At 52.1% G+C, this 13588-nt stretch carries 13 protein-coding genes, 1 rRNA gene, 1 other RNA gene and 1 other annotated feature; of the genes, 2 read left to right on the forward strand and 13 right to left on the reverse strand.

What is annotated here, in order from left to right; translation table 11 throughout:
- Positions 1-162 precede the first annotated feature (162 nt).
- The 7 genes from IKE44_RS03140 to tadA form a co-directional block, all read right to left on the reverse strand.
- Complete coding sequence (locus IKE44_RS03140) at positions 163-429, reverse strand: pro-sigmaK processing inhibitor BofA family protein (RefSeq protein ID WP_049625376.1); 267 nt, start codon at positions 427-429, stop codon at positions 163-165.
- A gap of 72 nt (positions 430-501) precedes the next feature.
- Positions 502-726: a YaaL family protein gene (locus tag IKE44_RS03145; RefSeq protein WP_049626247.1), complete on the reverse strand. Its 225-nt coding sequence runs from the start codon at positions 724-726 to the stop codon at positions 502-504.
- A gap of 23 nt (positions 727-749) precedes the next feature.
- Entirely contained in the window at positions 750-1346 is a 597-nt protein-coding gene (recR, locus tag IKE44_RS03150; RefSeq protein ID WP_033008839.1) for a recombination mediator RecR, read from the reverse strand.
- 9 nt (positions 1347-1355) lie between these two features.
- Positions 1356-1679 (reverse strand): YbaB/EbfC family nucleoid-associated protein, encoded by a 324-nt coding sequence (locus IKE44_RS03155; protein ID WP_375153663.1) that lies wholly within the window; start codon positions 1677-1679, stop codon positions 1356-1358.
- A 27-nt stretch (positions 1680-1706) separates the two neighbouring features.
- Complete coding sequence (dnaX, locus tag IKE44_RS03160; RefSeq protein WP_033014222.1) at positions 1707-3389, reverse strand: DNA polymerase III subunit gamma/tau; 1683 nt, start codon at positions 3387-3389, stop codon at positions 1707-1709.
- 210 nt (positions 3390-3599) lie between these two features.
- Positions 3600-3864, reverse strand: an RNA gene (gene ffs, locus IKE44_RS03165) — signal recognition particle sRNA large type.
- A gap of 53 nt (positions 3865-3917) precedes the next feature.
- A complete protein-coding gene (tadA, locus tag IKE44_RS03170; RefSeq protein WP_047817618.1) occupies positions 3918-4400 on the reverse strand; it encodes a tRNA adenosine(34) deaminase TadA in 483 nt (160 codons plus the stop codon).
- Between the two features lie 86 nt (positions 4401-4486).
- On the opposite strand from tadA, the gene IKE44_RS03175 reads away from it, so the two are divergent.
- Complete coding sequence (locus tag IKE44_RS03175) at positions 4487-5773, forward strand: glycoside hydrolase family 18 protein (protein ID WP_033014224.1); 1287 nt, start codon at positions 4487-4489, stop codon at positions 5771-5773.
- A gap of 236 nt (positions 5774-6009) precedes the next feature.
- Here the strand turns inward: IKE44_RS03175 and serS are convergent, their stop codons facing one another.
- The 5 genes from serS to guaB all read right to left on the reverse strand — a co-directional run bounded on the left by serS (position 6010) and on the right by guaB (position 12123).
- On the reverse strand, positions 6010-7284 hold the full coding sequence (gene serS / locus IKE44_RS03180; protein WP_033014225.1) for a serine--tRNA ligase: 1275 nt from the start codon (positions 7282-7284) through the stop codon (positions 6010-6012).
- A gap of 53 nt (positions 7285-7337) precedes the next feature.
- Positions 7338-7558: a binding site (T-box leader), on the reverse strand.
- Between the two features lie 9 nt (positions 7559-7567).
- Entirely contained in the window at positions 7568-8158 is a 591-nt protein-coding gene (gene pdxT, locus IKE44_RS03185; RefSeq protein ID WP_033008825.1) for a pyridoxal 5'-phosphate synthase glutaminase subunit PdxT, read from the reverse strand.
- Between the two features lie 24 nt (positions 8159-8182).
- The gene (gene pdxS / locus IKE44_RS03190) at positions 8183-9067 is read right to left on the reverse strand and encodes a pyridoxal 5'-phosphate synthase lyase subunit PdxS (protein ID WP_033008824.1); all 885 of its coding nucleotides are present in this window, start codon (positions 9065-9067) and stop codon (positions 8183-8185) included.
- Between the two features lie 129 nt (positions 9068-9196).
- Positions 9197-10552 (reverse strand): D-alanyl-D-alanine carboxypeptidase family protein, encoded by a 1356-nt coding sequence (locus IKE44_RS03195; RefSeq protein WP_287464993.1) that lies wholly within the window; start codon positions 10550-10552, stop codon positions 9197-9199.
- Positions 10553-10656: 104 nt separating this feature from the next.
- Positions 10657-12123: an IMP dehydrogenase gene (gene guaB, locus IKE44_RS03200; protein ID WP_033014228.1), complete on the reverse strand. Its 1467-nt coding sequence runs from the start codon at positions 12121-12123 to the stop codon at positions 10657-10659.
- Between the two features lie 127 nt (positions 12124-12250).
- Here guaB and IKE44_RS03205 point away from each other — a divergent pair, with 127 nt between their 5' ends.
- A complete protein-coding gene (locus IKE44_RS03205) occupies positions 12251-13240 on the forward strand; it encodes a YaaC family protein (RefSeq protein WP_033014229.1) in 990 nt (329 codons plus the stop codon).
- Positions 13241-13344: 104 nt separating this feature from the next.
- Here the strand turns inward: IKE44_RS03205 and rrf are convergent.
- Positions 13345-13461: ribosomal RNA gene (gene rrf / locus IKE44_RS03210) — 5S ribosomal RNA — on the reverse strand.
- Positions 13462-13588 lie beyond the last annotated feature (127 nt).

Raw genomic sequence — 13588 nt, forward strand, 5'->3', positions numbered from 1 at the left:
ATTTCACAAGGATCGCAACGATATCATTCAAGCCATTACTCGGTTTGTCAACTACATCCACGAACGTCCGGAGGAAGTGCTGCAGCGCTTAGGGTGTGCAGGATGACTGAGAAGTTAACTCTTCATGTTGCATGTATATAGACGATGCCTTTTCATTATGAATCATGACAGAATATATTGGTCAATCACAATTAATGCCGCAGCCCCTGGAAGGCCAAGAAATCCGCAAACGAGCGAGGTGATAAGGTTAATCGGAATATGAATGCTGAACTGCCCGCCGATCGCGTTAATGGCAAACAGCGCCAGCGCCCCGACGATCAGGCGGATAGCGGCATGGCCGATAAAGCGAAGCGCCTTAAGGCGGGCGCCAACAACGAGCAACACGGCAATGAGCGCCGACAATACGGTAATCACCACTTTCGGCTCCAACGTTTCATGCCCCCTTCTATGCTTGTACTACAAGCATATGCGCCTTTGGGGAAAAAAGAACAAAAAAGGAAGTCAACGCACTTCCTTCAGTGTAACACGACGGTGCTTCGCTTCGCGGAGAAGAAAAAAATACTTGGCCTCCGCCAGTTGGAGCGCGCTCAGCACCTCTCGAGACGGTTCAACGCTTTTTTCAATGAGCTGTTTTTGTTCAAACCACTCCGCTCTTGCTTGTTGCAGTTCGGCCATCAACTTTTCGTCAAATTGTCTTTTTAACTTCCCCTTCCGCCGCCATAACAAACCGATCCCCACCTTCTTTCTCTCTACAGTTCGCGGCGTCCTTCCAACGCTTTTGACAACGTCACTTCGTCCGCATATTCCAAATCGCCGCCTACCGGCAAACCGTGGGCGATGCGGGTTACCTTGATTCCTGTTGGTTTGAGCAGGCGTGAGATATACATCGCTGTCGCTTCCCCTTCAATGTTCGGGTCAGTCGCTAAAATCACTTCTTGGATCGTCTCATCCTGCAGCCGCGCCAGCAGCTCGGCGATCTTAATGTCCTCCGGACCGATGCCTTCCATCGGAGAAATGGCTCCATGCAGCACATGGTACAAGCCATTGTATTCTTTCATTCTCTCCATAGCGATGACATCTTTCGGGTCTTGGACAACACAAATGGTCGTCCGGTCGCGCCGTTCGTCTTTGCAAATGTAGCACGGGTCCGCATCTGTAATATGCCCGCAAATCGTGCAATAATGAATATGCCGCTTTACGTCGACGAGCGCTTTGGCGAATTCAAGCACAACGTCTTCTTTCATCGCCAGCACGTGAAACGCGAGGCGGGCGGCCGTTTTTGGACCGATTCCGGGCAATTTCATAAAACTGTCAATCAGTTTGGATAACGGTTCTGGATAATGCATAGCTTCCCCCTAGAACAGCCCTGGAATGTTGAGTCCTTTCGTAAACTGCCCCAACATATCGTTGGCCAGCTCATCAGCTTTTTTGAGTGCATCGTTTGTCGCTGCCAAAACTAAATCCTGGAGCATTTCAATATCGTCCGGGTCAACGACTTCTTCTTTAATTTTCACTTCTAAAATTTGTTTATGGCCGTTGGCGATGACCGTTACCATGCCGCCGCCTGCCGTGCCCTCCACTGTTTTTTCTGCCAGCTCTTCCTGTGCTTTTTGCATTTCTTTTTGCATCTTCTGCATTTGCTTCAGCATTTTTTGCATATTTCCCATTCCGCCACGCATCATGGTTGGCATCCTCCTTCAATTCGTTTATTCTTTGATTTCAATCAATTCCTCGCCAAACAGCCGTTTCGCTTCGGCGATCAACGGGTCTTCCTGGCTTTTTTCCGCTTTCGCTTCTTTGCTGCGGATAAATTCTTCCCTTATTTTCCCCCATTCCTCTTCCGGAATGGCGATCATTTCAAAACGGCGGTTCGTCAGGTCAAATAAAATTGCTTCGACATTTTCCTTGACCGAACTCGCCGGGTCGGTCGCCATCTTGCAGTGAATTTCATACTTAAACTTTAACACAAATGCTGAAGCGCTTGCTGCGACCGGTTCACTCTCCTGCAAGAGAGCGGCGTGCGACACTTTATGCTGCCGCTTCAGCGCATCAAGTACGTCGGCCCAACGGCCTTTCACCAAGGTTAAGTCTTCATGCGTCGCCTGCTTCAACAATTCGTAAATGCGGCCGACCGGTGCTTTATATCCCCCGGTTTTCACCGCTTTCGCCGTTTTTTTCGCAGAAGGCGCCTCCGGCGGAACGGCAGGCGCCTGCTCTTTTAGGCGGCGCAGCTCGATTTCCAGCGTTTCAATCCTCTTGATCAATGGCCCAAGTTCAGAAGCGGTCGGCGATGGAGCAGCAGCCGCTGGCTGATGGCAAAGCTTGACGAGCGCCACTTCGAGGAGAAGACGCGGGTGGTTCGTCCACTTCATCTCCTGCTGGCTTTTGTTCAACAGCTCAATCGCTCCGTACAAATCGGAAAGAGGAATCGCTTCCGAAAGCGAGGTGAACGCTTCGTCAACGACCGCAATTTGGATGGCTCCTTCCACATGAGGGGCCGTTTTGTACAGCAACAAGTCGCGATAATACAAAATCAAATCTTCAACCAAACGATTCGGATCTTTTCCTTGCGCCATCATTGCTTCAAACTGTTGCAAAACAGCCGCTGTATCTTTCCGATGAATGGCGGCAATGAAATCAGCCAACGCGGCAAATGATGCCGCTCCGGTCATCGCCAACACGTCATCAAGCCGAAGCTTCCCATCGCTGAATGAAATCGCCTGGTCAAGCAAACTGAGCGCGTCGCGCATCCCTCCATCGGCAGCGCGGGCGATAGCCGACAGCGCCTCGTCGGATGCTTCTACGCCCTGGGCGTTCGCCACATATTTCAACCGCGAAACGATGGAGGCCAGCGGGATGCGGCGAAAATCGAACCGTTGGCAGCGGGAAATGATCGTCGCCGGGATTTTATGCGGCTCGGTGGTGGCCAAAATGAAAATGACGTGTTTGGGCGGTTCCTCAAGCGTCTTCAACAACGCGTTAAACGCGCCGATTGACAGCATGTGCACTTCGTCGATAATGTACACTTTATAACGAACCGAGGTCGGCGCAAATTTCACTTTTTCACGGATGTCGCGGATTTCGTCGACGCGGTTGTTGGAAGCAGCGTCAATTTCCAACACATCGGGAATCGTTCCGTTTGTAATGCCGAGGCAAGCGGGACATTCATTGCACGGCTCGGCCGCCGGGGCCTGTTCACAGTTGACCGCCTTGGCGAACACTTTCGCCGCGCTCGTTTTGCCTGTCCCACGCGGTCCGGAAAATAAGTAGGCATGCGATATTTTATGTTGAAGCAGGGCGCTTTGCAACGTTTTCGTCACGTGTTCTTGGCCGACCATGTCCGCGAAACGCTGCGGCCGAAAAACACGGTATAACGCTTGGTATGCCACGGAAAACGGCCCTCCTCTTCCTCTCATCTCCACTATTATATAACGTTCTGCCCTATTTTAAAATAAAAAGAGGCTGTCCCAAAAGATCGTCTCTCTATGTAAAAGAGATACAATATGATCGTGTTGCCGAAGCAAATTGCCTCTGCATCTTGTCAATGAAGAAAGGGTGTCCCATTGCTTTTGGGACACCCTCTTGCTGCTTATGTAAGGCCGTGCACCTTCTGTCGATTAGCTGCCCCGAGCGTTGCTCAAGCAGTTGGCTCAGCCCAGGCGCCCCCGCGGCACATGGGAGCATCCGCTTACTGCTGCTTCCTTCCGGACCTGACAGGGTTCACGGAATCCCATTGCGCGGGACCCAGACGTCAACACCACTTACTTGAGACAGGCCTCACAACAGACTAACCTCGAGAAGGGATTCAGCCTCGCTAGAGCGGATTGCGAGTACAGGGCACCGCTACCTCCCCGCTTAGCACGGCACTATCAGTATAGCGCGTTTATAGGGAAAATGCAATGTACACAAGCCGAATTTTAGTTGGAACTTCCGCCAACATTTCTCTTTTGTTCGCGCAATCGGCGGAAAAAGCCGCTCAGCAGCGCCCCACACTCCTCCGCCAACACACCGCTTGCAACCTCAGCCTGGTGGTTGAACCGGCTTTCCTGCAATAAGTTCATTAACGTCCCGGCGCATCCCCCTTTTGGGTCGCTAGCTCCAAATACGACCCGCTCAATGCGGGAAAGAACGATGGCCCCCGCGCACATGGCGCACGGTTCAAGCGTCACGTATAACACCGCCCGTTCAAGCCTCCATGAGCCGGTCACCCGGCACGCTTCGTCAATGGCCAAAACCTCCGCATGGGCGATCGCGCGCTGTTCCGTTTCCCGTAAATTATGGGCGCGGGCGATGACGCGGCCGTCTTGAACGATGATGGCCCCGATCGGCACTTCGCCGATCCGTTCAGCTTTTTTTGCTTCTTCAATCGCCAACTTCATGTAATACTCATCGTTGCTCATCATATACCCCTTTGCACAAACGGTCATTTCTCTTTCTTTTCCATCATAAAATATGGAGAATGAAGACGCAACTAGGAGGTCAAGCGATGCAGATCCATGTCGTACAGAGAGGACAAACGTTAAGCGGGATCGCTAAAGCATATGAAACGACGGTCGAGGACATTGTTCGGGCGAACAAGCTGCCAAATCCCGACCGTCTTGTCGTCGGTCAGGCGCTCGTGATTCCAATCGTCGGTCGTTTTTATTGGGTGCAACCCGGAGACAGTTTATGGTCGATTGCCCGCCGGTTTTCCATTCCGATGCAGCGTCTCGCGGAAGTGAACCGCCTCTCGTTAAATGCGCCATTGCGGGTCGGCCAGCGTCTTTACATTCCGCCCGGAGCCAAGCGGAGAGCGGAGTTTAACGCCTATATTGAACCGCGCGGTGCGACCGTCAGTCCGGCGTTGGAAGCAAGCGCCCGCGAAGCCGCTCCACATTTAACGTATTTAAGTCCCTTTTATTTTGCCATTCGGCGCGACGCGACATTGCAAGAGCCGCCGCTTGACGACTTTCCGGATATCGCCCGCGCCAACCGCGTCACGCTCGTGATGGTTGTCGCCAACATTGAAAACGGGCAGTTCAGCGACGAGCTGGGCGCGCTTATTTTGACGAATGAAACGCTGCAAAATCGTCTACTCGACAACATTGTCGCCACCGCCAGACGGTATGGCTTCCGCGACATCCATTTTGATTTTGAATATTTGCGCCCGGAAGACCGTGAGGCGTATAATGCGTTTTTGCGCAAAGCGAAACGGCGATTTGAACGGGAAGGATGGATGATGTCGACCGCCCTGGCGCCAAAAACGAGCGCCACCCAGCGCGGACGTTGGTACGAAGCCCATGACTACCGCGCCCATGGACAAATTGCCGACTTTGTCGTCATAATGACGTATGAGTGGGGCTACAGCGGCGGTCCGCCGATGCCGGTCTCCCCCATCGGCCCTGTCCGCCGTGTCCTCAAGTACGCCGTCTCGGAAATGCCTCCCGGAAAGATTTTAATGGGGCAAAATTTGTATGGTTATGATTGGACACTGCCGTACGTACCGGGCGGACCGTACGCCCGCGCCATCAGCCCGCAGCAGGCCATCGCCCTCGCCGCGAGGTATAACGTCGCGATTGAATACGACACCGAGGCGCAGGCGCCGCATTTTCGCTACCGCGATGAAAACGGGCGCGAGCACGAAGTATGGTTTGAGGACGCCCGCTCCATTCAGGCAAAATTCAATCTCGTGAAAGAACTTGGCCTGCGCGGAGTCAGCTATTGGAAACTGGGCTTCGATTTCCCGCAAAACTGGCTGCTCCTTTCCGACCAGTTTGCAGTCGTCAAAAGATAAGGCCGCCCGCGCCAAAGAGATAAAAAAACCCGCCTTTCTCCCGGCGGGTTTTTTTATGGCTGGAAACGGCGATTCCGATCAGCCGTTTCGGATGGCAATCTCCTCTTATGCGCGTCAGTACTGTTCTTTATCGCTTTGGCAGAGAAGCATTCGAGGCCGGCGTCCGCCGCCTCTTTTTCTCCGTCGCCAACGTCATTCACTATAACACGGCTGCCGGGAAAAGTCAACCAACGATTTTAACGGATGACGTCCCGGTTTCCCATGTATGGGCGGAGCGCCTCTGGGATGATGACCGATCCATCTTCTTGCTGGTAGTTTTCCAAAATGGCGGCGACCGTCCGCCCAATGGCTAGCCCCGAACCGTTTAATGTATGCACGTACTCCGGTTTCGCTTTCGGATCGCGACGGAAGCGGATGTTGGCACGGCGCGCTTGAAACGCCTCAAAGTTGCTGCACGATGAAATTTCCCGGTACGTTCCGTAGCTTGGCAGCCATACTTCAATATCGTATGTTTTCGCTGCTGAAAAGCCGAGATCACCCGTGCACAAGGCGACAACGCGGTACGGAAGCCCGAGCCGCTGCAAAATCGTTTCCGCCTGCCGTGTCAATTTTTCCAGTTCCTCGTATGAATCTTCCGGTTTGACAAACTTAACAAGCTCCACTTTGTTGAACTGATGCTGACGGATGAGCCCTCTTGTGTCGCGGCCGGCCGAACCAGCTTCAGCGCGGAAACAGGCGCTGTACGCTGCATAGTAAAGCGGCAAATCATCTGCAGATAAAATTTCATCGCGATGCAAGTTCGTCACCGGCACTTCCGCTGTCGGAATGAGAAAATAGTCTTCGCTGTCCAAATGAAACGCATCCTCGGCAAATTTCGGCAATTGCCCGGTTCCAATCATGCTTGCCCGGTTCACCAAATAGGGGGGCAGCACTTCTTCATAGCCGAATTCATCGAGATGGATGTCAAGCATAAAGTTGATTAACGCCCGCTCAAGCCGGGCGCCCAACCCTTTATAAAACACAAACCGGCTTCCTGTCACTTTAGCCGCCCGCTCAAAATCAAGCAGACCAAGCTGGTCGGCGATATCCCAATGCGGTTTCGGTTCAAACGAAAACGAACGCGGCTCCCCCCATCTCCGCACTTCGACATTGTCCTCTTCCGACTGGCCGACCGGTACGGATTCATGCGGAATATTTGGAATCGATAACAACAGGGCGTTGAGTTCCTCTTCCAGTTGGCGAATGTGCTCATCCATTTGCTTAATGCGGTCGCCGACTTCGCGCATTTGGACGATCAGCGGCTCCGCATCCTTTTTCTCGCGCTTAAGGGCGGCAATTTGCTGCGACACATCATTGCGTTTGCTTTTTAGCTCTTCCACCTCAGCAATCAAACGGCGGCGTTCTTTGTCCAACTGTTCAAACCGGTCGATGTTCGCCAAATCTCCGCCGCGCTGCATTAGTTTTTCTTTCACTTCTTCAAACTGGGCGCGCAATATTTTCACATCCAGCATGGCTTTTACCTCCTTTTCCATTCAATATTATACATAAAAAAGCCCCCGTCTCCAAAAGGGACGGGAGCGACCCCGCGGTGCCACCCTTATTGAAGGCTTGCGATGCCTTCCCTTTTTGCCATTCACGGCGGCTGCCGAAAACGCCTACTGACCCGCTTTGGCGTTCAACGTTTTGCTCGAGGATGGATTCACAGGCGCTTCCTGCCAGTTTGCACCACCCACCGGCTCTCTGAAAGAAAGGGGGTCTGCTGCTTGTTGCTCTCATCGCTTTCGCTTGATCACTTTACTTAAGGCTTGACGTCATTTTCGCTTCTTTGACCATGTTGAGAAAGTATTGCATCAATCGATGATCGTCGGTCAGCTCTGGATGGAACGAGCAACCAAGAAACTGGCCTTGCCGGGCCGCGACAATGCGGTCATTGTATGTCGCGAGGACATCGACCCCGTCGCCGACCTCGACAATGTGCGGAGCACGGATGAAGACGCCGACAAACCCGTCGCCAACCCCCTTGATCGACAGCTCCGCCTCAAAGCTTTCCCGCTGCCGCCCAAACGAGTTCCGCTCGACCGTAATATCCATCAGGCCTAAGTGCGGCTCATCATACCCGACGATTCGTTTCGCCAGCAAAATGAGCCCGGCGCATGTCCCAAACATCGGCTTGCCATCAGCGGCAAATTGCTTCAATGGCTCCATCAATCCGTACCGGTCCATGAGGCGCCGCATTGTTGTGCTTTCGCCGCCCGGGAGCACGAGTCCGTCGAGTCCCGAAAGCTGCTCCGGTTTCTTCACGACGACCGCCTCGGCGCCGCACGCCTCGATGGCGCGGACATGTTCCTGCACAGCTCCTTGCAGTCCAAGTACACCTATTTTCATTGTGATCTTGCTCCTTTGTCCGGCTTACCAGCCTCGTTCTTGCATCCGATGCTCCGGCAGCAGTGTCGCGACATCGATGCCGCGCATTGCGCCGCCCAGCCCTTTCGATAGATGGGCGATCAGCTCATAGTCTTCATAATGAGTCGTCGCTTCAACGATCGCACGAGCGTATTTTTCCGGATTTTCCGATTTAAAAATGCCCGAACCGACGAAGACACCGTCGGCGCCTAAGTGCATCATGAGCGCGGCGTCAGCTGGTGTCGCGACACCGCCAGCGGCGAAGTTGACGACCGGGAGGCGGCCAAGCCGTTTGATTTCACGCAGCACTTCAACCGGAGCCCCAAGCTGTTTCGCCTCGGCGACAAGTTCGTCTTCGCTCATGCTGACAACTTTGCGGATTTGCGCGTTGACTTTGCGCATATGGCGAACGGCCTCGACGATGTTTCCTGTCCCTGGCTCCCCTTTTGTCCGCAACATCGATGCCCCTTCAGCAATGCGGCGGGCGGCCTCTCCTAAGTCGCGGCAACCGCATACAAATGGGACCGTAAACTGCCGTTTGTCAATATGGAACTCTTCATCAGCCGGCGTCAATACTTCACTTTCGTCAATATAGTCGACGCCGAGCGCCTCAAGGACGCGCGCTTCCACATAGTGCCCGATGCGCACTTTTGCCATGACTGGGATTGATACAGCGTTCATCACTTCTTCAATGATCGTCGGATCAGCCATGCGCGCGACACCGCCAGCGGCGCGAATGTCTGCCGGGACGCGCTCGAGCGCCATGACTGCGACAGCCCCTGCCGCCTCAGCAATCTTCGCTTGCTCCGCATTGACGACGTCCATAATGACGCCGCCTTTTTGCATTTCCGCCATGCCACGTTTGACGCGGTCTGTACCTGTCAATGCCAACGTTGATTCCCCCTGTTCCTATCCTTATGCTTTGCTATATACGCAAAAGGATGATTCCACTGTTTCATTTTACCTCAATTTTTACAAAAATCACAATGGAAAAAAGCTCCCCTTAACCGGGGAGCAGCGTTACAACCAACCTTTCACCGTTTTGGCAACGCTTGTCCATAAATCAGCAAACAGTCCGCCAATCGCACGCATCGAGAGAACGAACCAGTTGGCGTTCTCCACCTCGGTTGTCGTAACGAGCGGCACCCGGATGTTTTTTTGCATGTCCGGGCTTAAGAACGCGAGCGAGTCATCGCCTTTGTATTCAAGCGTCATATATCCGACCGTCTCTCCTTTTTTCAACGGAGCGATCAATTTTCCTTCTTTCGTCATTTTTTTCTGATCCAATACATAAACCGGCTTGTACTGTTTTTCCTCGCCATTTTTGACGAGCAGAGACAGCTTTTTCGCCGTTGCGACGCGAACTTCTTTTTCCTTCCCTTTCACGACTGGAATCGTCTCTTTCCCCTTCAGCTGATACCCTTTCGGATAGAGCGTTTGGAGCGAGTATTGATGAAATCCATAGTTAAATAGTTTTTCTGTCTCCTTAAAACGTGCCTCTTTCGTCGTTTTTCCGCTTGCATCCTTGGCATTCATCACGACGGAAATTAGACGGACGCCGTTCCGCTTCGCCGTCCCGGTGAAACAGTTGCCGGCAAATTCCGTATAGCCGGTTTTCAACCCGTCTACCCCTTCGTATCCGTACACAAGCCCTGGTAGCATCCAGTTCCAGTTGTCCATTTTAATTTCGTCCTCTGTTCCTCCTCGGAACATTTTATGGGGAATGCTCGCCGTTTCCAGCACCTCTGGATGGTCTTTCAGCAGCCGGTAGGCAAGGGTGGCCATGGCTCGCGCAGACATGACATTTTCCTCATCCGAGTTTGTCCCTTCCAGGTAGAATCTTTTTAAGTCTTCGTTGCTTAACCCTGTCGCATTCACGAATTTATAATCTTTCAACCCGAGCTGTTTCGCTTTTTCATTCATCATTTTCACGAAATTTTTCTCTGACCCAGCAATGATTTCCACAATCGCGACCGTAGCCCCATTGGCCGAATAAATGGCCATTGCCTCGTACAGTTCGCGCACTGTATACTTGCCATCTTTGCGCAGCGGAACGTTGGACAGCGCCCGGTCTTGCGACAACCGGTACACATACTCACTCGGCGTATACGTCTGATCCCACTTGACACGTTTCGCCTTAACGGCGTCAAGAAGCAAATACTCGGTCATCATTTTTGTCATGCTGGCAATACCAAGCACCGTATCAATGTTTTTCTCATATAAAATTCTTCCCGTCTTCGCGTCCACTAAAATCGCGGCGTCCGCCCGGATGTCAAGCGGAGCGCTTTCCGCCTTCGCCATCTGTTGAAACGGCCATAGTGTTAAGCAAAGACAAACAGACAGCAGCCAAAACAACCACTTTCGTTTCCTCTTCACATCGAAACCCTCCTCACACAACCGTTATTGTAACATACAGGCGGCCAAAAAAATAGACGGAGAATCTGTCTCCGTCAAAGTTAGGCTGATGGACGCAGCCTTGATCAAAACGCGGAGTAGTTCGGCGCTTCTTTCGTAATTTGCACGTCATGCGGATGGCTTTCGCGAAGCCCTGCGCCCGTCATGCGGACAAATTGCGTTTTCTCCCGCAGCTCATCCAAGTTCCGCGTTCCACAATAGCCCATACCGGCGCGCAAGCCACCGACAAGCTGATAAATCGTATCGGCGAGCGGCCCTTTGTACGGCACACGCCCTTCGATGCCTTCCGGGACAAACTTTTTCGCGTCTTCTTGGAAATAACGATCTTTGCTGCCGCGCTCCATCGCCGCGACCGACCCCATGCCCCGGTATACTTTAAAGCGGCGGCCTTGGTAAATTTCCGTCTCGCCTGGGCTTTCCGAGACGCCGGCGAGCAAACTGCCGAGCATGACCGCATGAGCTCCGGCGGCAATCGCCTTCACGATGTCGCCAGAGTATTTAATGCCGCCGTCAGCGATGATCGGGACGCCATGTTTGCGCGCCTCAGTCGCGCAGTCATAGATCGCCGTAATTTGCGGCACACCAACCCCGGCGACAACCCGGGTCGTGCAGATGGATCCCGGACCGATTCCGACTTTAATAATGTTCGCCCCAGCCTCAATCAAGTCGCGCGTCCCTTCAGCTGTCGCGACATTGCCGGCGATGATGTTCAAGTCCGGGTATTGGCGGCGGATGTTGGCCACCGTCTCTAGGACGCCTTTCGAATGGCCGTGCGCCGTGTCAACGACAATGACATCAACCCCTGCCTCAACAAGCTTTTTGACGCGAATCATCGTGTCCGCCGTCACCCCGACGGCCGCCCCGACAATCAGCCTCCCTTTCGCATCTTTCGCCGAATTCGGGAACTCGATCACCTTTTCGATGTCCTTAATCGTAATAAGCCCTTTTAAAACTCCATTTTCATCGACGAGAGGCAATTTTTCCACTTTGTGCTTTTGCAAAATTTTTTCCGCTTCTTCTAACGTAGTCCCTACCGGGGCTGTAACCAAGTTCTCCTTCGTCATTACCTCGGAAATTTTAATCGAGTAATCCTGAATAAAGCGCAAATCGCGGTTCGTGATAATGCCGACAAGCTTTTGTTCCTCGGCATTGTTGACGATCGGCACGCCGGAGATGCGATACTTGCTCATTAAATGTTCCGCATCATACACTTGATGATCAGGCGTTAAGAAAAACGGATCCGTAATAACACCGCGCTCTGACCGCTTTACTTTGTCGACTTGTTCCGCCTGTTGCTCAATCGACATGTTTTTGTGAATGACGCCAAGACCGCCTTGACGCGCCATCGCAATAGCCATTTCCGCTTCGGTTACTGTATCCATGCCGGCGCTAATAATTGGGATGTTCAACTGGAGCGTATCGCTTAATTTCGTCGTGACATCAACATCACGCGGCAGCACGTCCGATTTTGCTGGAATGAGAAGAACATCATCAAACGTCAAGCCTTCCTTTGCGAATTTCGCTTCCCACATGTTTTCTCCCCCTTGTCCGGAAATATTATTAGTAGCTTAACAACTGGTTAAACTACTGTCAAGGAATCAAAAAAATGTCCAACTTTTCAGTTATCTTCTTACAATTCCATGGCAAGGGGGGGTAAAAATGTTCGGAAATCCCGGTAAAGCTGTCAACTTTTCTATTTTCCGCTCCGCTGACGTCGCCCAGCGCTTTTTGCTGCAATGCTACAAACAGCAACAACGGGAAGACGCTGTTCAGCGCAGTTATACAAACTGTTATCCATTTTTATATTATTTGGAGCATGGGCAAAACTTTTATGCCGCCGCCAGGCAGTCGCCATTGTCCATTAAACCGGTTCTTTTGTTTTATGGCATGGTGCAGCTGATAAAGGCGTGCCTGCTCACCGTCGATCCGGACTATCCTGAATCGACATCCGTTTTAGCCCATGGAGTGTCAACGAGAAAGCGCAAAAAACAAGGCTATGAATTTTTAGATGACGAAGTCAAAATCCAAAAAAACGGTTTGTTCACTCATTTTTCTGAAAAAATGTTTCATGTGAAACAAGAGGCGGGGGAAAAATTTCGCATGGGCATGCTGTTGCAACGAATCTGCGAACTGCACGAAACATTTTTTTGTTTAAGCGAACGAAAAAAGCCATTGTCGTTGCCGGTCGTACATACGGTTTCACCGCCCATGCTGGCCATTCCGAAGGCGATTTTGGACCATTACCATATGTCGCAGCTCCGCTTCATCCAGTACATGAGCGAGGAAGGGCACGAAAAACAGCTGACATTCGCCAAGGAGGAAGGGGAATTTCTTTATTTCAAAATGGAATCGCCGCTATCGCCGATTAAGGAAGGGCCATTTTTATTCCATTCGAACGGAACATACCATATCCCAACGAAGAAGGAAAAAATCTTTGCGCTCCCGGAAATCCATGCCCATTATTTGCTGCTGTACAATTTGAGCATGATCTCCCGCTACGAAACAGAGTGGTGGAGCGAACTTCTTCACTCTTACTCAAGCAAGGCGTACATTTTTATTCTTCAATTTCTTTCCATATCGGCGGACAAAGTGCCCCTGCTGCTAAACGAATATTTAATGCATAAGTTTTGGGCCAAGCCAAATGATTGAATGCCCTCCCACCTGCACGAACACGCGAGAGTAAAGGCTTCCCAGCGCAGGTTGATAAAAAACACCCCATTGCGCGTCATGCACAATGGGGGGCTCTGTTTTCCGCCTAGCAGCGACCTACTCTTGCAGGGGCGCTGGCCCCAACTACCATCGGCGCTGGAGGGCTTAACTTCCGTGTTCGGGATGGGAACGGGTGTTTCCCCTCCACTATCACCACTAGGCCATATGAGGTTGTCAGGAATTCGTTCCCTGAAAACTAGATAACCGTTTCAGGAAGAAGCCGGGACGCTTTCACTTTTCATTGTCTAGCTCCGGCTCGCCGCCGCTTTTCGCTGTCTAGTTCCGGCC

This window comes from Geobacillus sp., assembly GCF_017515625.1.
Lineage (GTDB): Bacteria > Bacillota > Bacilli > Bacillales > Anoxybacillaceae > Geobacillus > Geobacillus stearothermophilus.